This is a genomic window from Pseudoalteromonas sp. 2CM39R (assembly GCF_023161845.1).
Genome location: NZ_JALNTM010000014.1, coordinates 1 through 17,372, shown reverse-complemented (window position 1 = coordinate 17,372; position 17,372 = coordinate 1). Strand labels below are relative to the sequence as shown.

The following is a 17,372-nucleotide window of genomic DNA, read 5'->3' as shown; positions in this document are numbered from 1 at the left end:
CATAGGACTTTTTACACCTAACAATAAAGAAATTTTATTGTTCTTAACAGTGAGCTCGCTGTGTTTGCTGATGTTTAATAGTGTGGCAATTTCTGCTTGGGTATTTCATCAGTTTAAAGATAAGCAGTTACGCTTTATAGCGGTTCTATGTAGCGCAGCTTTAATGCTGTGCACAGTAGGGGATGTGATTAACTTTAACCTATCCCAGCACTATCATCGCTATGCAACGTTAATAAAGCATGACTACTTAATTGATTCAATTTTATTTTTTGCACCTGGCTACAGCCTTTTATTTTTAGCCTGTGTGTTGGCCTATAAAAGGCAGCAAGCTATATCGCAATTAAAAAGCATACTTTTTATGGTTGTTGTACTGGTGATAAGTGCTACGTCACTCGCTTCTATGTATCTTGATGGCGCTGGTATACCTATTTTAGCTATGACCGGCGTTTATAGTGTGGTGGTAACTGCCGTGGCGCTTATGGGCCTTATGTTGGTTATTGCTTATGGTGGGTTTCATGCGCCCAAACCAATAATGTGGGTGAGCTTAGGGCTTTTACTAGCTGCATTGGCCGATGCCATTATTGGTGCTTTTTGGATTTATGGTAACCAAGGGCAAGGTTTTTATCCTCAGGTGCGCTATATAAATTGGTTTATCTATATTAGCTCCCAATGCTTAGTGATTCATTTGGCAAAAGTAGTCGCCTTAGCTAAATAACGTCAACAATAAAAAAGCCGCTAAATATTTAGCGGCTTTTTTAAACTAGCGCAGAGTTTACATTACTCGCATACCAGGTTCTGAACCATCGTCTGGGTTAAGAATGTATATTTCTTTACCGCCCGGGCCTGCAGCAAGTACCATACCTTCAGACATTCCAAAGCGCATTTTACGTGGTTTAAGGTTAGCAACCATCACAGTTAGCTTTCCTTCGATGTCTTCTGGTGCGTAAGCTGATTTAATGCCTGCAAATACTTGGCGTGTTTCGCCGCCTAAATCAAGAGTTAACTTAAGCAGTTTGTCAGCACCTTCTACGTGCTCTGCTTTAGCAATTTTAGCAACGCGTAAATCTACTTTTGCAAAGTCATCAAATTCAATCTCAGCTGCGATAGGCTCTTTTGCCAGTGGGCTATTAGGATCGATTTTGTCTTTTTCAGCGATTAAGCTTTCTTTTGATTCTTCAACCATTTTATTCACTTTGTCCATTTCAACACGTTGCATTAACGGCTTAAATTTATTGATAGGGTGGCTTATTAGTGCAGTTTGCACACCTTGCCATGTAAGCTCATCATTTAAAAAGGCTTCAACATTTGTCGCCATACCAGGCAGTACAGGCTTTAAGTAAGTGATCAGCACGCGAAATAGGTTAAGTCCTAACGAACATACCTGATGCGCTTCTTCTTGCTTAGACTCGTCTTTAATAAGCACCCAAGGCGCAGCATTATCAATAAATTGATTTGCTTTATCAGCAAGCGCCATAATTTCACGGATTGCGCGGCTGTATTCACGATTTTCGTAATGTTCAGTAATAGTGGCTGAGGCATTTTGAAATTCAGCAAGTAGCTGTGGTTCCATAATCGTGTCGCTTAACTTACCGTCAAACTTTTTAGTAATAAAGCCAGCACAACGGCTCGCAATATTGACTACTTTACCCACTAAGTCTGAATTTACACGCTGTGCAAAATCTTCTAGGTTTAAGTCTAAATCAGTAATACCACTATTAAGTTTAGCTGCGTAGTAATAACGTAAAAATTCAGGATCTAGGTTATCTAAATAAGTACGCGCTTTAATAAACGTGCCTTTTGATTTAGACATTTTCGCGCCATTAACAGTAACAAATCCATGGGCAAATACGTTAGTAGGCTTTCTAAATTGAGCGCCTTCTAACATCGCAGGCCAAAAAAGGCTGTGGAAATAGATGATGTCTTTACCAATAAAATGATAAAGCTCAGCGTCAGACCCTTCTTGCCAAAACGCATCAAAGTCGATGCCTTGTTTGTCACATAAGTTTTTAAAGCTCGCCATATAACCAATAGGCGCATCTAGCCATACGTAAAAATATTTACCTGGTGCGTTTGGAATTTCAAAACCAAAATAAGGTGCATCACGGCTAATGTCCCATTGCTGAAGACCATCGGCAAACCACTCATCTAGCTTGTTCGCCATTTCTTGCTGGATTGTGCCTGAGTGTAGCCATTCTTTAAGCATGCCTTCAAAGGCTGGTAAGTCAAAAAAGTAATGCTCAGAATCTTTTAAAATAGGCTCAGCACCCGACATGACAGAGCGTGGGTTGATTAGCTCTGTTGGGCTATAAGTTGCGCCACAGGCATCACAGCTATCACCGTTTTGATCTTCTGATTTACAGGTAGGGCAGGTGCCAGTAACAAAGCGGTCTGGCAGAAAAATACCTTTTTCTGGATCGAATAACTGAGAAATAGTGTGCTTTTTAATATGACCGGCATCGTTAAGGCGGTTATAAATAAGCTCACTAAATTCTTTATTTTCTTGGCTGTGAGTGCTGTGGTAATTATCAAATTTGATATTAAAATCAGCAAAATCGCGTTGGCGTTCTATGCTAACGTTTTTAACCATTTCCTCTGGCGTGATCCCTTGCTTTTGCGCATTAAGCATAATAGGTGTGCCATGAGCATCATCGGCGCACACGTAGTATGCTTCGTGGCCTTGTAGTTTTTGAAAACGCGACCAAATATCAGTTTGAATATACTCTAATAAATGCCCCAAATGGGTAGGGCCATTGGCATAAGGTAATGCGCTAGTAATCAGGATCTTTCGCTGTGCCATAATCATTCCAAATTAAGCGTTCCTAGCTAGGAACAGATGAAAATTATTACATTATCGATAAGCGCGGTAGTAACAGAGTACACTGCTTATTGATATTTACTAATTGACTGGTGTTAATGCCCTGAATGTTACATAATTCCGTGGCACTTTTCATCAAAGAAACGCTATTTTATTGCTATGTTTGGACTGTCGAAACTATTCTCTGCTAAATCGGTGCAAAAACAACCGATTATTTCTGCTTTAGCGGCCTATCGCAGTGCCGCTTTTGCTGTGGGTATTGAGCAAGATTTTATTGCTGATATTACTCAAAACACCGATAAATCAATTATTGTTAAACTCACTCTTCCTTTTGCCGCGCAATCTGAAATGCCGCATGTTGCTAAATTTTTAACTGAGCGACTTAAAATCGAGGTAAATGTAAGTGCGGTTGTGGCACTTAAAGAGCCTGCGAAATTTAAAGCCATAAAGCACATTATTTTAGTGGCCTCAGGCAAAGGCGGGGTAGGCAAATCTACTACGGCTGTAAATCTTGCCGGTTCGCTTAAAAACGAAGGCGCTAAAGTAGGCATTTTAGATGCCGACATTTATGGTCCGTCTATTCCTATGTTGTTAGGTTTGGTAGGCAGTGAGCCTGTCACTAAAGACAACAAACAATTACAACCATTTGATGCCAGCGGTATTAAAGCGCAATCTATAGGCTTTTTAGTGCCTAGCGACGATGCAACTGTATGGCGCGGTCCTATGGCCTCAGGCGCGCTTAGTCAGCTATTAAATGAAACCGATTGGGGTGAGCTTGATTACTTAATCGTCGATATGCCTCCAGGCACTGGCGATATTCAATTAACCATGAGCCAAAAAGTACCTGCCAGTGGCACTGTAATTGTTACAACGCCACAAGACTTAGCGTTGGCAGATGCGCAAAAAGGCATTGCTATGTTTAATAAAGTAGACGTGCCAGTGCTTGGTTTAATTGAAAATATGAGCCATTACATTTGCAGGCATTGCGGTGAAGCTAATCATGTATTCGGTAAAGATGGCGCACAAAAGTTAGCCTTGAAGCATGGTGTTCCTGTGCTTTCACATATTCCGCTTGCGATTAATATCAGAGAATCCTCTGAACAAGGTAAATTGATTGCCAATGATGCAAATGCAGCTATAAGTGAAACTTACAGTGCAGCCGCACGGCTCATCGCCAGTACGCTTTATTATCAACAACATCACAACGCGATTGAAGTTGTGATTACGGAAGATTAAAAATGAGACTTTCAGATACACATATAAAAGAATATTTAAACGACGGGCGCATTGTTATTGAGCCCGCCCCGACCAGTGAAATGATTTCTGGGGTGACTGCGGATCTTCGTTTGGGTAATAAGTTTAGAACTTTTCATGCCCATAATGCCGCTTTTGTTGACTTAAGTGGTCCAAAAGATCAGCTTAATAAAGCCTTAGAATCAATTATGAGCGACGAAATTGTACTAGATGAAGGCGAAGCATTCTTTTTACACCCCGGCGAGCTTGCATTAGCAATAACGTATGAAAAAGTAACCCTGCCTGCAGACATCGTTGGCTGGTTAGATGGGCGTTCGTCGCTGGCACGTTTAGGTTTAATGGTGCATGTAACCGCACACAGAATCGACCCTGGTTGGAGTGGTAATATTGTTTTAGAGTTTTATAACTCGGGTAAACTACCACTTGCACTTAGACCCATGATGAAGATTGGTGCAATGAGCTTTGAAACGCTCACCGGTCCATGTGAAAACCCTTATAACACCCGCATTGATGCCAAATATAAAGATCAGAATAGCGCGGTAGCAAGCCGTATTAGTGACGATAAATAACCAATCTGAGGAATAGATTATTTTTCTCGTTGATGAAGCACATAACCTAATAGTTGAAAATAATGGTTAAGTGCTTCATTGGCGTGTAATGTGTGCTTTAACTCAGGGTAAATTAAACTATTATTACTTAACCCGCCGACTAAGAAACTGTTTTTGATTGTTTGATGCTGGTTTATACATGCTTCAAAACAACGAGCTGCAAGCTCCTCTGGCATACTCATGTATTGCTGCTTGTGCTTTTTATCAAATGCGATACAGCGTTGTACAAATTCATTCGCATCTTCACCGTTTTGTTCTAAAAATACCTGCTTATAAAATTGATTAAGTGCATCATTAAGTGGATGGCTCAAATCGGGAGAGTTTGATAACCATAACTTAGAGGCGAAACCAAAGCGGGTTTTTGATTTAAATAAATGTTCACTAATATGATGATCAAATGCATGAAACCACTCATGGGCTAAAGCACCGCCGCCTGCGTTTTTTGCCAGTGCGAGAGTTTGATCGTAAGCATTATAGTGTGCTTGCACGCCTTTTTGTCCGCCATGACCAAAGGCAAAGTTAAGCTTACCGCGAAGGCCAATTGCTGTTGGCGGTAAATGTAAAATTTGCGCTAAACCAGCCAGCGCATCATAAATTAGATTGGCACTAATAAATCGCTCTTCTTTAGTCACCCATTTACCAACTACCATCGAACGAAAACCAAAAGTCGTTCTAATATCGCTAAAATCAACTTGGTCGTTAAAACGATAGTCAGGGCCTTGGCGTGAAAATCCACGCTTTAATCGAGAAGGGATATTACGCATTGGTTATTTCATTTTTAATTACAGGTAACGTGCTTTTACGTGAGTGGGCATATGTTGGGTTTGTTTGGTAATTAATTCATCTAATAAATCATACAACGGCGCCGGATTGAGTGCTTCAATAAGCGATAAACTATGCGCTACGGCCTCTAGCGTTGACAAGCTATCTGCTCTTGGGGCTTTACGAATAGTATAACGGTTCGTGGGAATTTGGCGAAAGCTTACTGTTTTAAACTTTTGTAATAGTGGGGTTAATTGCAAAATTTTAAAGGCTTTATTCCATGTACCATCGAGCACTATTAAATGTGTAATGGGTCGCACGTTTTCATTGTCATTAGCTACATCTAACTCAATTGCGTCCTCGTTTGGATAGAGTAACACCGTCGAGCTGAGCGGCAGCTTTTGCAAGCAAGCAAAATCTTGATTATTTTCGCCTATAATTATTTTGCATCGCGTTAAACTTAATGCCAATAACTGTGCCGTATTTTTACTAATTTTTGCTTCACTGGGATGTTGTAACACAACAACCTGAGTTTGATTATCAACACAAGTGATTGCATTGCAAATACAGGTGCTTGGCGAGAAATTACAGCGTTCACAAAGGGCACGTGCCATAAGCTAACCATTCGATTAATACATTTAACTTAATTATACATTTTTGCATTAATAAAGTTGGTTTTTTTTGTGCTTAGATATAGAGTAAGAGATGAAATATAAATTGCAGGAACGCATTATAGGGCATCAATATGACAGAAATCAGTATCGACGAATCCGCTTTAGAAAGTATGGAATCGCTATTAGGTGAACAATTTCCAGATACGCTGGAATTTTGTTGTGCGGAATTTGAGCGCTTAGGGAACGAAACTATTGCAGCGCTTGGCCAAGATAAAGAGGCTGCAATTCGCCATTCTCATAGCCTTAAATCAAATGCGGCTCAATTTGGAGCGGCAAGTTTAGCCGAGGTAGCACGTTTAATTGAATATAATTTAAATAATGGGAATGACGAGCAGGCTGTTGATGCAGCAAATAATTTAATGGCGCAAGTTACTGGCTCGCAAGCAAAATTAAATGAGTGGCACGCTCAGCGATAAACCCGTTTAATGAAGAACAGAATAAAGTGTTAACGTGAATTTTTTTCAGTTTTAAGCGCTTAATTTCCCCTAGTAATTCACGGCTTTACTGAGTTAGTCTTAAGGCTAACTTGCTCTTTAGAGGTAACAATGTCAGAAATAAAAAAGAGTCATAAATTAGACGGCGTCTGTTATGACATCCGCGGCCCCGTTTTAGTACAAGCTAAAAAAATGGAAGATGAGGGCCAAAAAGTACTTAAGCTTAATATTGGTAACCCCGCGGCGTTTGGTTTTGATATGCCAGAAGATATGCACCGCGACATTATTCGTAATTTATATTCTGCTCAAGGCTATTGTGATTCTAAAGGGCTTTACTCTGCGCGTGTTGCTATTTATCAGCATTACCAACAGCGAGGTTTACACAACTTAGACGTTGATAATATTTACATTGGCAACGGTGTGAGTGAACTTATTCAAATGGTTACTCAAGCGTTGTTAAATAATGACGATGAAGTATTAATTCCTGCACCCGATTATCCGCTTTGGACTGCGTCGGTAAAGCTAGCAGGCGGTAACCCTGTTCACTATTTATGTGATGAAGAGCAAGATTGGTTTCCTGATATTGATGATATTAAAAGCAAAATCACCTCGAAAACTAAAGCATTGGTGTTAATAAACCCTAATAATCCAACAGGGGCAGTGTACAGTGATGCCTTGCTTCAAGAGTTGATCAACATTGCCCGAGAGCACAAGCTTTTACTGTTAAGTGACGAAATATACGAGAAAATTCTGTACGACGGCGTTACCCATACTTCTATTGGTGCATTGTGCGACGATATTCCCATTATTACGTTTAACGGTTTAGCTAAAACATATCGCGCCGCTGGTCTTAGAATGGGTTGGATGGTGCTAAGCGGGCGCACTGCCTTAATGACAGATTTAATTAAAGGCCTCGATATTCTTGCCTCAATGCGTTTATGCGCAAACGTCCCTGCTCAATATGCCATTCAGCAAGCATTGGGTGGGGTACAATCCATTGACAGTTTAATTGACCCCGGAGGTCGCTTATATGAGCAACGAGATATTGCTTGGCGTGGATTAAATGCAATTGAGGGGATAAGCTGTAAAAAGCCAAAAGGGGCGCTGTATGCATTTCCCAAAGTTGATACAAAATTGTTTAATATTAAAAATGATGAACAAATGATGTTTGACTTGTTAAAGGCAGAAAAAATATTATTAGTACATGGGCGCGCTTTTAACTGGCCAGATCCCGATCATTTTAGATTGGTGTTTTTACCTAATAAAGATGATTTAAGCAGTGCGATGATGAAAATGCAGCGGTTCTTCAAAGATTACCGACAAGAATAAAGTAAAAAACGAGCCAAATGGCTCGTTTTTTGGTTAATGCACTAAAGTAAATGGCCGTGTTTCAAAGCATGTGATGGGGCATTCCATTCTCTGTCTTGGAATGCCAGCCTCCATAAAAACGTGCCCTTGCACAGTAAAGCCGTTATTTTTGAATCGTTCTACTTCATTTAAAATACAGTTAATACTGACAGCCTCAATACCTTGCTCTGCGGCAAGCTTTACAATGAAATTAAGTAGAGATTTATAAACGTTGCGATTGCGGTGCTGGGGTAGTACGGCAATTCTTCCTATTAAACCATCATTACATAATCGACCTGTGGCAACAGGTGAGTGCATATTATCGGTAACCAGAATATGTTGAGCGAGCGCATCTAAGCTATCAAATTCAATATTCTTTGGAATATGTAATTCGTAAACAAAAACACGCTCTCTTATTTGTTGAAGTTGATCTTTTTCACTTTGCCAATCAACTTTGTCAACAGTATAAACCATAACCTCCTCCTAGCTAAACCAAATACCCTCATTAACCAGTGTAGTAAAGGTTTCGATAAAATCTAGGCTAGGTGTGGTTGAGTTCAGCAAGCTGCTATCAAATTCAATAAAATCAGTTAGCTGTTTTACGGCCTCTAAATCAGATAGCGGTAAAGGGTAGTTTTCGCCATTAACACTTAAAAGCAGCTCATCACCTATGCATTGGTAAATTGCACGCGTGCCACCAAGACGCTCAAATGTCATATCACTGTCAAGTTGTTGCATAATTTCAGCTGTACTAAACGGGTTTTCTTCAGGCGCTAAATCCATATCATGCTTAGGTTGACTTAATGTGTTTCCCAACCAATTTTTAAATAAGCTGTCGTTTTCTATTAAAGCTTGCATTAACGTTTTTACTTTATCAACTTCGCTTTGCGTAAGCTCACCTTTTGAATCACGTAGCGCGAGGGTATGATCAGTGTAACGTTTTTGACCGCTTTCTGTGTCAATAATATGATCTGCAAAGCTAGACAGTAAATCTTGTTGATTAGGTGCTCTAAATCCGACCGAGTAGTTTAAAGCATTTTCAATGGCATAGCCTTCATGCGGACAACCTGGTGGTATGTACAAAATGTCACCTGGCTCTAAAACGCAATCAATCACTGCAGTGAAAGCTTCAACTTGTAGCAAGCTTTTATTTTGAGCAAATTGCTTTAATGAGGCATCAGGTAAGCCTACTCGCCAATGGCGTTTGCCTTCTCCTTGAATAATAAATACATCATATTGATCCAAGTGCGGTCCAACACCACCGCCAGGGGTTGAGTAGCTGATCATTAAATCATCTATACGCCAGTTAGGAATAAAACGAAATGGCTCAAGCAATTGTGCGGCTTCTGGGTGCCAATGATCGACTGCTTGCACTAATAAAGTAGCGTGCTCATCGGTGAGTATTTCAAAATCTTCAAACGGCCCTTGATGAGACTGCCATTGCTGGTTATGGTTGGTTATAATACGCGACTCTATGCTGTCTTCCATGGCGAGGCCTGCCAGTTCATTGGCATCAAGAGGGTCTTTAAAGTCACTAAAACCTCCTTTGATTAACAGTGGCTTTTTTTGCCAATATTGATTTAAAAACGCTTGCTCAGATAATTCATTTATTTTTAATTGATACATAGAATGCCTATAACGTTAAGACCTAAATGAAAAAAGCGAAAGGCAGGTACCTTTCGCTTTTTATTAGTAGATTTGAGTAATTAAACTAAATCATCAATAAACTCAACAGCGCGACCAATGTAGTTGGCTGGGGTTAGCTTTTTCATTTCTGCTTTTGCAGCGTCTGGTAAATCTAAACCATCAATGAAATCAGCCATAATTTCTTGATTTACACGTTTACCACGCGTTAAATCTTTTAGCTTTTCATATGGCTTTTCAATGCCGTATTTACGCATTACTGTTTGGATTGGCTCTGCTAGTAGCTCCCAGTTTTGGTCAAGCTCATCGGCTAAACGTTGTTCGTTAACTTCTAGCTTGCTTACACCTTTAAGTGTAGATTGGTATGCAATAACAGCATAACCCATACCTACACCTAAATTACGTAATACGGTTGAGTCAGTTAAATCACGTTGCCAACGAGAAACAGGCAGCTTTTGCGCTAAGTGACCTAATATGGCATTAGCTAAACCTAAGTTACCTTCTGAGTTTTCAAAATCAATAGGGTTTACTTTATGTGGCATAGTTGATGAGCCAATTTCACCAGCAATGGTTTTTTGCTTGAAGTGATTAAGCGCAATGTATCCCCACATATCGCGGTCAAAATCGAGCAATATAGTATTAAAACGCGCAATAGCATCAAATAGTTCTGCAATGTAGTCATGCGGTTCAATTTGTGTGGTAAACGGGTTAAGTGTTAAACCTAGGCTAGCTACAAATTTATCTGCGTGAGTATGCCAGTCGTAATCAGGGTAAGCACTTAGGTGAGCATTGTAGTTACCTACAGCACCATTTACTTTGCCTAGCATTTCTACTTGGGCAATTTGATCACGTTGACGCTTTAAACGCATGTATACGTTTGCAAACTCTTTACCCATAGTTGATGGGGTTGCAGGTTGCCCATGCGTACGAGTCATCATTGGAATGGCTCTGTATTCAACAGCTTTTTCTTTAATTGCGCTTAATAGCTCATCGCAATAAGGTAAAATAACATTGTTACGTGCTTCACTTAACATTAAACCGTGAGATAGATTATTAATATCTTCAGATGTACATGCAAAGTGAATAAATTCATTAATGGCATGTAATTCAGCGTTATCAGCTACTTTTTCTTTTAGTAGGTACTCTACGGCTTTTACATCATGGTTAGTGGTGCGTTCAATGTCTTTAACACGCTGTGCATCGGCTTCACAGAAGTTATCGACGATAGCATTTAATAGTCCGTTTGCTTGCTCGCTTAAAGCTGGGACTTCTTTTATATCGCTTGCTGCAGCTAACGCTTGCAACCAACGCACTTCAACGGTTACGCGGTATTTGATTAATCCAAATTCGCTAAAAATACTGCGTAGTTCAGTGGTTTTGCTGCCGTAGCGACCATCAACCGGAGAGATAGCCGTTAACGCTGAAAGCTCCATAATAACTCCTAAATTTTAGTTTGAACGATAATTAAATTTTTGTTTTAGCAATGGCGAGAATTTTTCTTTTTGCAAAAAAGAAATGACGACGTTTGCCGCCCATTTGACGCCATAATACTGCACTACGAATGCCGGCTAAAAGTAACGCACGGATTTTGTTTTGAGTGAGCTGCTGTTTTAATAACTCGGGTTTACCATAAACCTGGATTCGGTGCCCAAGGGGGCTTAGCACCGACGAGTATATATCTGCTAAACCGGCAACAACACTGTCATCGGTAATAGCAAAATGATCTAAACGACGATGAATATCATCAATACGTTTACCTAATTCATTGAGGCTCTTACTATTGGCACTAAGGGCTCGCTCTAACTGCATTAAGCCACCCACGTATTTAACTATTTCAACATCTTTTTGAGCACCGGCACTCAGTTGTGCCATTAATGTTTTATAGCCATCACGCAAATTTTGTGTGCCTTGGTATACATCCTCAGGAGAGGCGGGTGAGGTTTGCACAATACTTGATAACAACGTTGATAAGTCATGTTCATCACAACGACCGTATTGAGCAACCTTTTGTACTTGTTTTGCTACTTGGCACATGGCAGCAAGTGCCATGACTTGATGTTGATTCATTACTTAATCACCGAATCAATAATACCACCGCCTAAACAGACTTCATCAGCGTAAAATACGGCGGATTGTCCTGGGGTAACGGCTTTTTGCGGCTCATCAAACAATACGCGTGCCATACCATCTTCTCCAACGAGTAATGTACAGCTTAAGTCTTCTTGACGGTAGCGAGTTTTAACGGTGCAGCGAGTTGTACCTTGCGGGCCAACACGATCTACCCAGTGTAATTGGTTTGCATTAAGGCCGTTACTGTACAAGCGAGGGTGATCTTTACCTTGACCAACAACAAGAACATTTCGTTCTATATCTTTATCTACCACGTACCATGGTTCGCCCGAGCCTTCTTTCATGCCACCAATTAATAAACCTTTACGCTGGCCAAGGGTGTGATACATCAAGCCTTCATGCTCACCTACATTGTTACCATCGGTGTCTTCAATTACTCCAGGTTGTGCAGGCAAAAACTTTTGCAGAAAATCTTTGAATTTACGCTCGCCAATGAAACAAATGCCGGTGCTGTCTTTTTTATCATGGGTAATTAAATCCTGTTCTTCAGCAATGCGGCGTACTTCTGGTTTGGCAATATCTCCGACAGGAAATAGTGTTTGCGCAATATGCTCATGGCTTAGTGTATACAAAAAGTAGCTTTGATCTTTGTTATCGTCTAGGCCTCGGCACATTACGTATTTGTCATCGCGTAGCTCTCGGCGCACATAGTGACCAGTTGCAATAAAATCAGCACCAAGTGCTTGCGCAGCAAACTCTAAAAACGCTTTAAATTTTATTTCTTTATTACACATTATATCTGGGTTGGGTGTACGACCCGCTTTGTATTCTGCTAAAAAGTATTCAAATACATTATCCCAGTATTCAGCAGCAAAATTAACGGTATGAAGTTCAATGCCTAACTTGTCACATACAGCTTGTGCATCTTTTAAATCTTCAGCAGCAGCGCAATATTCATCATTGTCATCTTCTTCCCAGTTCTTCATAAACAAGCCTTCTACTTGGTAGCCTTGCTGTTTTAATAAATATGCAGATACAGAAGAATCAACACCGCCGGACATACCAACGATGACTTTAATGTGACTATTTTCGCTCATGAATAATTTCGCTTATACAGATTACTGTTAACTTGGAAAGGCCGCGATTATAGCATGTATTTTGTTGGTGCTTAAAGAGAGGATGGGGGATTGAATAGATTTTGTTGTAACTTTTTCCATCCAATGGTTAGTAAGGCGTAGTTTGGTGTGTAATTTACTCATTTTTAGGCTAATGAAAAGGGATGAATTATATTGATGGCTTCATACTTTGTAAGTTGCTTTTGTCGTATTTAATTACGTAGCGCTATTCTTCATTAACAAAACTTTACATTTGAGATTACCTACCATATCTTAATTAGTATCTAAACACGTAAATACTTAAATAACCTAAAATATAATCAATGGAATGAATATATGAATTACGCCTCGCAATCACATTTGGTTAAGTCGTTTGTGCTGGATGCGTCCGAAAAAACGGTGTCAAATCTTACTTTTGAAGACGATTATTCACTACAGCAATTCAAAGAATCAGCTTATAAGTTATTTTATGACATTATAACTGTGCCAGCTCCCTATCTTTATCAAGAACCTAATCCGATTGTTGAGCTGTTTAGGCTTATAGAATCCTCTTTAGGCTCTTTAAAATCATCACAAAAGGCAATTTTAAGCCAGTTAGAGAAATGGTGGGTAGAGTGGCATTTTGTCGCTTCTATGAATATATCGCTTGAACGTGAAAACAAAGAACAAGACTATAATGTTATAAGCACTACCCAACATCCCATGCGCAAGCATGAGCTAAGTCACTATGCGCGATTATTCACGATTCTGCCCTTACCGGTATGTGATGTTTGTATGGTAACTGGTGATATTTTAAAAGTGAACCAACGTTTTATTGATGTATTTGGTTACACGTTACAAGACGTACCTAATCTTAATGTGTGGTGGAAATTAGCCTACCCTGAAAAAGATTACAGAACATTTGCACAAACGTTATGGCAGGAGTCACTTGAGCAAGCCAATCAAAATAATGATGATATTCCAGCTAATGATTACAGAATTTCTTGTAAAGATGGCAGTGAGATTGTGATGCAAGTTTCTGGTATCAGTGTTGAAGGAGAATTTATTGCTATATTCAACGATGCTACTGAGCGTTTAAAAACTCAAGAAATACTCAGTGATATGGCGTTTTTAGACTCACTCACTAAAATAGCCAACAGGCGGCGCTTTGATGAAAAACTAACGTCTGAATTTAACAAGTTATCGAACGAGCATCGTGAGCTTTCGATGATCATTATTGATATCGATAATTTTAAAAAGTATAACGACCGGTATGGTCATCTCGAAGGAGATAAATGTTTATTTCAAGTTGCGCAAAAATTAGCTGAAACCGTCTGCAGGCCAGAAGATTTTGTTGCGCGATTCGGAGGCGAAGAGTTTGTCGTGCTGTTACCTCAAACAGGTAAGCAAGGAGCATTATTTATTGCCGAACAAATACAAAAATCGATTGAAAAAATGGCCATTCCCCACAAAGACAGCTTTACAGGACTATTGTCTGTCAGTATGGGAATAAACACCATAGAGCATGAACACGATAGCGATCATGCACAATTTTTTAAACAAGCAGATAACGCACTTTATTACGCGAAAAAACAAGGAAGAAATTGTATTGCTTTAGCTACAGATAATTAGATGATTAACGCAACTTGATGGTTAATTATCAATATCTTTGAATTGACCGCTATTTATTCCCTCTAGCGTGTATTTACCGATACTGTAGCGAATTAAACGCAAAGTAGGGTGGCCAACATGAGCTGTCATGCGTCTAACTTGACGGTTTCTGCCTTCGTTAATTGTAATACTTAGCCATGATGTAGGTATTGATTTACGCTCTCGCACAGGAGGAGTTCTTGGCCAAAGCGCTGGTTCATCCATTAAAGTTACTTCAGCGGGCAAGGTGATTCCATCTTTTAGTTCGACACCTTTATTTAAAGCATCGATAGATGCTTGTGTTGGGGTCCCTTCAACCTGAACCCAATAGGTTTTGTTGGTTTTTTTACCAGGCGCTGTGAGCGTATTTTGTAACTTGCCGCAGTTTGTTAATAACAACAACCCTTCGCTGTCCCTGTCTAAACGACCTGCTGCGTAAACATCTTTTATAGGAATAAAATCAGCCAATGTTTGCCTATTTTGATCGTCAGTGAACTGGCAAAGGACATCATAAGGTTTATTAAATAAAATGACTTTTTTATCGCTCTGCGCTATTGCCGGCTTTATTGGCCTTTTTACTGTCCTTTTATTGATACTACTTCGAGAGTAAGTACGGCCTGTATTGCGCTTACCCTTTGAGGAGGGCGAATGTTCAGTTTTATGCTTCATTAAATACACCGTGCAGGTTTAGGTAAACCCGCAATTTTAGTTGCTTGTTTGGCTGGTCCTTTAGGAAAAAGTTTGTATAAGTACATGCTGTTCCCTTTATCCTCACCGAGTGCTTTAGCCATGGCTTTGACTAACATTCTAATGGCTGGACTGGTGTTATATTCAAGATAAAACTCTCGCACAAAGTTAACAACTTCCCAATGCTGCTCAGTTAATGTGATGTTTTCTTGCTCTGCAATAACATTGGCTAACTCTTTTGACCAAACAGTATGATCTAGCAAATAACCTTGTTTATCAGTGTCTATTGTTTGATTATTAAATTCCAACATGGTTCACCAAGTAATTGATTGTTTTGCAGTTAAACTGAGGGTAACGAACTCATCATAGCTAATTGCTTTGTCGTTCATATTTAATGATATATCTCGAGCTTCTGCATCATCTTTTAAAATATAAAGTGAGTCAGCAAATTGTCTATATTGCCCTTTTGCAAAGCAAGCGTCACCCACGAGTAAAACACTGTCTGTGAGCATAATTAGATTGTCTAAGCTGTGGGTACTGTAGTAATTCAGTGGTTTTGAAAAAATATGTAAAGTACTCATAGGGTCACCACATGCTGCTGATTGTGAATTAACTGTTTTTGGGCATTAAAGTTTACTATGTTTGCCTCAATGAGTAGTTCACTTTTACTTAAACCATAATCAATCAGTGACTTTTCACAAACGTAAATATTTTCAACATCATAGATTTCCAACATTTTAATGTTTTTAAAAAAATCTTTGATACCTAAACTATTTGGCTTTTGGTTTTTTTTAAGCGCTAACACAGCTGGGCCGCTAAACAACCAGCTAATATTTTGATCTACGGCAGCAAAAATAAGGGTCATATCAAGTGCATCGCGGATATGCATATCATCAAATGGGCTTGACTGACTAATTACGAGTACATTAATCATTTAAATTGTATCCATTTATCTGCTTCACTGGCCAGCATGGCAAATTCAGCTAAGCCTGCAACAGCAAATGCGCCGGTATTTTTTATATCTAAGCCTCGCTTTTCAGCCGCAGTAACGCATAACATTAGATTTATATTTTTTTCAGCCAGTTGCTGCCAAAGCGAGGGAGTACTTAACTCATCTGAGGCTAACTCAAAATGAGTTGAAGCATGATAAATAGCATCTTGGTATAAAAATAACGCATCAACGCTATGTCCCTGCGCTAGGCAGGCATGAGCAAACTTAACAATACGTTGAGTGGTATCGTGATCTGATGGTGGAGTATGTAAAGAAAGTACAAAGCGTGCCAAAACTATTCCAATAAAAAAGCCCCAATAAAGGGGCTATTTTAACAGAACTATTTAATTAGTCATTATTTGCGCCAAGTAAGGCAAGTAATGAAGTAAATAGGTTATATACGCTAAGGTATAAAGATACAGTTGCACGGATATAATTTGTTTCGCCGCCGTTAATGATTCTGCTCGTATCGAACAAAATCAGGCCAGACATGATTAATACAACTGCTGCGTTTAGAACCATAAACATTAGCGAGCTACCTAAGAAAATATTTACAATAATTGCCACGATAACCACAATTAAGCCTACAGTTAAAAAGCCACCCATGAATGAGAAGTCTTTTTTAGTGTTAAGTGCATAAGCAGATAAACCAAAGAAGATTAACGCCGTAGAACCTAGCGCTTGCATAATTAGCATAGGGCCATTAGGTAATTGTGCGTAATGATTTAGCAGAGGGCCTAAGCCGGCTCCCATTAATCCTGTAAACGCAAACACCCAAAATACACCAGATGCTGTATCTGCTTTTTTATTAACAACAAAAAGTAGACCAAATGAAACTAGTGTGAATACAAGTCCCATAAAGTAAGGTAATTGCAGTGCCATTGAAATACCGGCAGTGACTGCACTAAATGCAAGTGTCATTGCAAGTAAGAAATAAGTGTTTTTAAGCACTTTGTTTGTTTCAATGGTCGACATTACCGGCTTTGCAGTATTGTACGATTGATTAAACGCCATTGTAGAGCTCCTGTAAGTGAAACTAAGTAGTTCCTGTAATTTAACTAAAATTAGATTACCAACTCTTATATGTTTGGGCAAACCTTTGTAGATCAATAGACAACTAAATTTAAATAAAAGTTCATTTGCCGGTTAGGATTTGCTCTCATTGCTTTATGTTTAAACAAATTAGTTGTTTTTTAATCACTTGAACAAAAAAATGAAAAAAAAGCTTCCCAAAGTCCAAGGGTTTCCCTATTATTCAGGCCGTGCGGAGAGATGGCAGAGTGGTCGAATGCACCGGTCTTGAAAACCGGCAGGGGTTTATAGCCCCTCTAGGGTTCAAATC

General features: G+C 39.4%; 20 protein-coding genes. 6 read left to right on the top strand and 14 right to left on the bottom strand.

The annotated features are described in order from the left end of the window. Positions 1 to 37 precede the first annotated feature (37 nt). Complete coding sequence (locus MTF66_RS26115; protein ID WP_248529051.1) at positions 38 to 715, top strand: hypothetical protein; 678 nt, start codon at positions 38 to 40, stop codon at positions 713 to 715. Between the two features lie 57 nt (positions 716 to 772). Here the strand turns inward: MTF66_RS26115 and metG are convergent, their stop codons facing one another. Continuing rightward, a complete protein-coding gene (gene metG, locus MTF66_RS26110; RefSeq protein WP_041708923.1) occupies positions 773 to 2,797 on the bottom strand; it encodes a methionine--tRNA ligase in 2,025 nt (674 codons plus the stop codon). A 177-nt stretch (positions 2,798 to 2,974) separates the two neighbouring features. On the opposite strand from metG, the gene apbC reads away from it, so the two are divergent. Both apbC and dcd read left to right on the top strand, forming a co-directional pair. Then, positions 2,975 to 4,051: an iron-sulfur cluster carrier protein ApbC gene (gene apbC / locus MTF66_RS26105; protein ID WP_138623725.1), complete on the top strand. Its 1,077-nt coding sequence runs from the start codon at positions 2,975 to 2,977 to the stop codon at positions 4,049 to 4,051. Positions 4,052 to 4,053: 2 nt separating this feature from the next. Then, positions 4,054 to 4,638, top strand: a complete 585-nt coding sequence (dcd, locus tag MTF66_RS26100; RefSeq protein WP_054201024.1) for a dCTP deaminase — start codon at positions 4,054 to 4,056, stop codon at positions 4,636 to 4,638. A 17-nt stretch (positions 4,639 to 4,655) separates the two neighbouring features. Here the strand turns inward: dcd and MTF66_RS26095 are convergent, their stop codons facing one another. Continuing rightward, positions 4,656 to 5,441 carry a CLCA_X family protein gene (locus MTF66_RS26095; protein ID WP_248529049.1) on the bottom strand — a complete coding sequence of 262 codons (786 nt, stop codon included), beginning with the start codon at positions 5,439 to 5,441 and terminating at the stop codon, positions 4,656 to 4,658. 18 nt (positions 5,442 to 5,459) lie between these two features. Then, complete coding sequence (locus MTF66_RS26090) at positions 5,460 to 6,053, bottom strand: tRNA-uridine aminocarboxypropyltransferase (RefSeq protein WP_138623721.1); 594 nt, start codon at positions 6,051 to 6,053, stop codon at positions 5,460 to 5,462. 131 nt (positions 6,054 to 6,184) lie between these two features. Between MTF66_RS26090 and MTF66_RS26085 the strand changes: the two genes are divergently transcribed. Together MTF66_RS26085 and MTF66_RS26080 are read left to right on the top strand one after the other, a co-directional pair. After that, positions 6,185 to 6,529 carry an Hpt domain-containing protein gene (locus tag MTF66_RS26085; protein ID WP_010390183.1) on the top strand — a complete coding sequence of 115 codons (345 nt, stop codon included), beginning with the start codon at positions 6,185 to 6,187 and terminating at the stop codon, positions 6,527 to 6,529. Positions 6,530 to 6,658: 129 nt separating this feature from the next. After that, positions 6,659 to 7,876, top strand: a complete 1,218-nt coding sequence (locus MTF66_RS26080; protein ID WP_055012556.1) for a pyridoxal phosphate-dependent aminotransferase — start codon at positions 6,659 to 6,661, stop codon at positions 7,874 to 7,876. Positions 7,877 to 7,909: 33 nt separating this feature from the next. Here the strand turns inward: MTF66_RS26080 and MTF66_RS26075 are convergent, their stop codons facing one another. The 5 genes from MTF66_RS26075 to mnmA form a co-directional block, all read right to left on the bottom strand. Beyond that, positions 7,910 to 8,368 carry a GNAT family N-acetyltransferase gene (locus MTF66_RS26075; RefSeq protein WP_010390180.1) on the bottom strand — a complete coding sequence of 153 codons (459 nt, stop codon included), beginning with the start codon at positions 8,366 to 8,368 and terminating at the stop codon, positions 7,910 to 7,912. Positions 8,369 to 8,377: 9 nt separating this feature from the next. Beyond that, a complete protein-coding gene (locus MTF66_RS26070; RefSeq protein WP_138623719.1) occupies positions 8,378 to 9,520 on the bottom strand; it encodes a cupin domain-containing protein in 1,143 nt (380 codons plus the stop codon). Between the two features lie 80 nt (positions 9,521 to 9,600). Continuing rightward, on the bottom strand, positions 9,601 to 10,971 hold the full coding sequence (gene purB, locus MTF66_RS26065) for an adenylosuccinate lyase (protein ID WP_138623717.1): 1,371 nt from the start codon (positions 10,969 to 10,971) through the stop codon (positions 9,601 to 9,603). Between the two features lie 31 nt (positions 10,972 to 11,002). Then, on the bottom strand, positions 11,003 to 11,605 hold the full coding sequence (gene hflD, locus MTF66_RS26060) for a high frequency lysogenization protein HflD (RefSeq protein WP_055012553.1): 603 nt from the start codon (positions 11,603 to 11,605) through the stop codon (positions 11,003 to 11,005). Then, on the bottom strand, positions 11,605 to 12,705 hold the full coding sequence (mnmA, locus tag MTF66_RS26055) for a tRNA 2-thiouridine(34) synthase MnmA (protein WP_010390175.1): 1,101 nt from the start codon (positions 12,703 to 12,705) through the stop codon (positions 11,605 to 11,607). Before mnmA ends, hflD begins: the two co-directional genes overlap by 1 nt. Positions 12,706 to 13,059: 354 nt before the next feature. Here mnmA and MTF66_RS26050 point away from each other — a divergent pair, with 354 nt between their 5' ends. Then, positions 13,060 to 14,334 (top strand): diguanylate cyclase, encoded by a 1,275-nt coding sequence (locus tag MTF66_RS26050; protein WP_138623715.1) that lies wholly within the window; start codon positions 13,060 to 13,062, stop codon positions 14,332 to 14,334. Positions 14,335 to 14,355: 21 nt separating this feature from the next. Here the strand turns inward: MTF66_RS26050 and MTF66_RS26045 are convergent, their stop codons facing one another. Genes MTF66_RS26045 through MTF66_RS26020 form a run of 6 tightly spaced genes read right to left on the bottom strand, consistent with a single transcriptional unit; the run spans position 14,356 to position 17,044 of the window. Beyond that, positions 14,356 to 15,021 (bottom strand): pseudouridine synthase, encoded by a 666-nt coding sequence (locus MTF66_RS26045; RefSeq protein WP_248529047.1) that lies wholly within the window; start codon positions 15,019 to 15,021, stop codon positions 14,356 to 14,358. Next, positions 15,021 to 15,350: a TusE/DsrC/DsvC family sulfur relay protein gene (locus MTF66_RS26040; RefSeq protein ID WP_010390172.1), complete on the bottom strand. Its 330-nt coding sequence runs from the start codon at positions 15,348 to 15,350 to the stop codon at positions 15,021 to 15,023. The genes MTF66_RS26045 and MTF66_RS26040 overlap by 1 nt, the downstream gene beginning before the upstream one ends. Positions 15,351 to 15,353: 3 nt before the next feature. Then, entirely contained in the window at positions 15,354 to 15,620 is a 267-nt protein-coding gene (locus MTF66_RS26035; protein WP_010390171.1) for a DsrH/TusB family sulfur metabolism protein, read from the bottom strand. Beyond that, the gene (gene tusC, locus MTF66_RS26030; RefSeq protein ID WP_024603060.1) at positions 15,617 to 15,973 is read right to left on the bottom strand and encodes a sulfurtransferase complex subunit TusC; all 357 of its coding nucleotides are present in this window, start codon (positions 15,971 to 15,973) and stop codon (positions 15,617 to 15,619) included. Before tusC ends, MTF66_RS26035 begins: the two co-directional genes overlap by 4 nt. Continuing rightward, positions 15,970 to 16,323, bottom strand: coding sequence for a sulfurtransferase complex subunit TusD (gene tusD, locus MTF66_RS26025; RefSeq protein ID WP_054201015.1), 354 nt, complete (start codon positions 16,321 to 16,323; stop codon positions 15,970 to 15,972). Before tusD ends, tusC begins: the two co-directional genes overlap by 4 nt. Positions 16,324 to 16,378: 55 nt before the next feature. After that, complete coding sequence (locus MTF66_RS26020) at positions 16,379 to 17,044, bottom strand: Bax inhibitor-1/YccA family protein (protein ID WP_138623713.1); 666 nt, start codon at positions 17,042 to 17,044, stop codon at positions 16,379 to 16,381. Between the last annotated feature and the right edge of the window lie 328 nt (positions 17,045 to 17,372).

Bases quoted from the DNA above. Each gene is read 5' to 3' on its own strand.
- metG (WP_041708923.1), bottom strand. From the start codon at position 2,797: ATGGCACAGCGAAAGATCCTGATTACTAGCGCATTACCTTATGCCAAT.
- apbC (WP_138623725.1), top strand. From the start codon at position 2,975: ATGTTTGGACTGTCGAAACTATTCTCTGCTAAATCGGTGCAAAAACAA.
- dcd (WP_054201024.1), top strand. From the start codon at position 4,054: ATGAGACTTTCAGATACACATATAAAAGAATATTTAAACGACGGGCGC.
- MTF66_RS26095 (WP_248529049.1), bottom strand. From the start codon at position 5,441: ATGCGTAATATCCCTTCTCGATTAAAGCGTGGATTTTCACGCCAAGGC.
- MTF66_RS26090 (WP_138623721.1), bottom strand. From the start codon at position 6,053: ATGGCACGTGCCCTTTGTGAACGCTGTAATTTCTCGCCAAGCACCTGT.
- MTF66_RS26085 (WP_010390183.1), top strand. From the start codon at position 6,185: ATGACAGAAATCAGTATCGACGAATCCGCTTTAGAAAGTATGGAATCG.
- MTF66_RS26080 (WP_055012556.1), top strand. From the start codon at position 6,659: ATGTCAGAAATAAAAAAGAGTCATAAATTAGACGGCGTCTGTTATGAC.
- MTF66_RS26075 (WP_010390180.1), bottom strand. From the start codon at position 8,368: ATGGTTTATACTGTTGACAAAGTTGATTGGCAAAGTGAAAAAGATCAA.
- MTF66_RS26070 (WP_138623719.1), bottom strand. From the start codon at position 9,520: ATGTATCAATTAAAAATAAATGAATTATCTGAGCAAGCGTTTTTAAAT.
- purB (WP_138623717.1), bottom strand. From the start codon at position 10,971: ATGGAGCTTTCAGCGTTAACGGCTATCTCTCCGGTTGATGGTCGCTAC.
- hflD (WP_055012553.1), bottom strand. From the start codon at position 11,605: ATGAATCAACATCAAGTCATGGCACTTGCTGCCATGTGCCAAGTAGCA.
- mnmA (WP_010390175.1), bottom strand. From the start codon at position 12,705: ATGAGCGAAAATAGTCACATTAAAGTCATCGTTGGTATGTCCGGCGGT.
- MTF66_RS26050 (WP_138623715.1), top strand. From the start codon at position 13,060: ATGAATTACGCCTCGCAATCACATTTGGTTAAGTCGTTTGTGCTGGAT.
- MTF66_RS26045 (WP_248529047.1), bottom strand. From the start codon at position 15,021: ATGAAGCATAAAACTGAACATTCGCCCTCCTCAAAGGGTAAGCGCAAT.
- MTF66_RS26040 (WP_010390172.1), bottom strand. From the start codon at position 15,350: ATGTTGGAATTTAATAATCAAACAATAGACACTGATAAACAAGGTTAT.
- MTF66_RS26035 (WP_010390171.1), bottom strand. From the start codon at position 15,620: ATGAGTACTTTACATATTTTTTCAAAACCACTGAATTACTACAGTACC.
- tusC (WP_024603060.1), bottom strand. From the start codon at position 15,973: ATGATTAATGTACTCGTAATTAGTCAGTCAAGCCCATTTGATGATATG.
- MTF66_RS26020 (WP_138623713.1), bottom strand. From the start codon at position 17,044: ATGGCGTTTAATCAATCGTACAATACTGCAAAGCCGGTAATGTCGACC.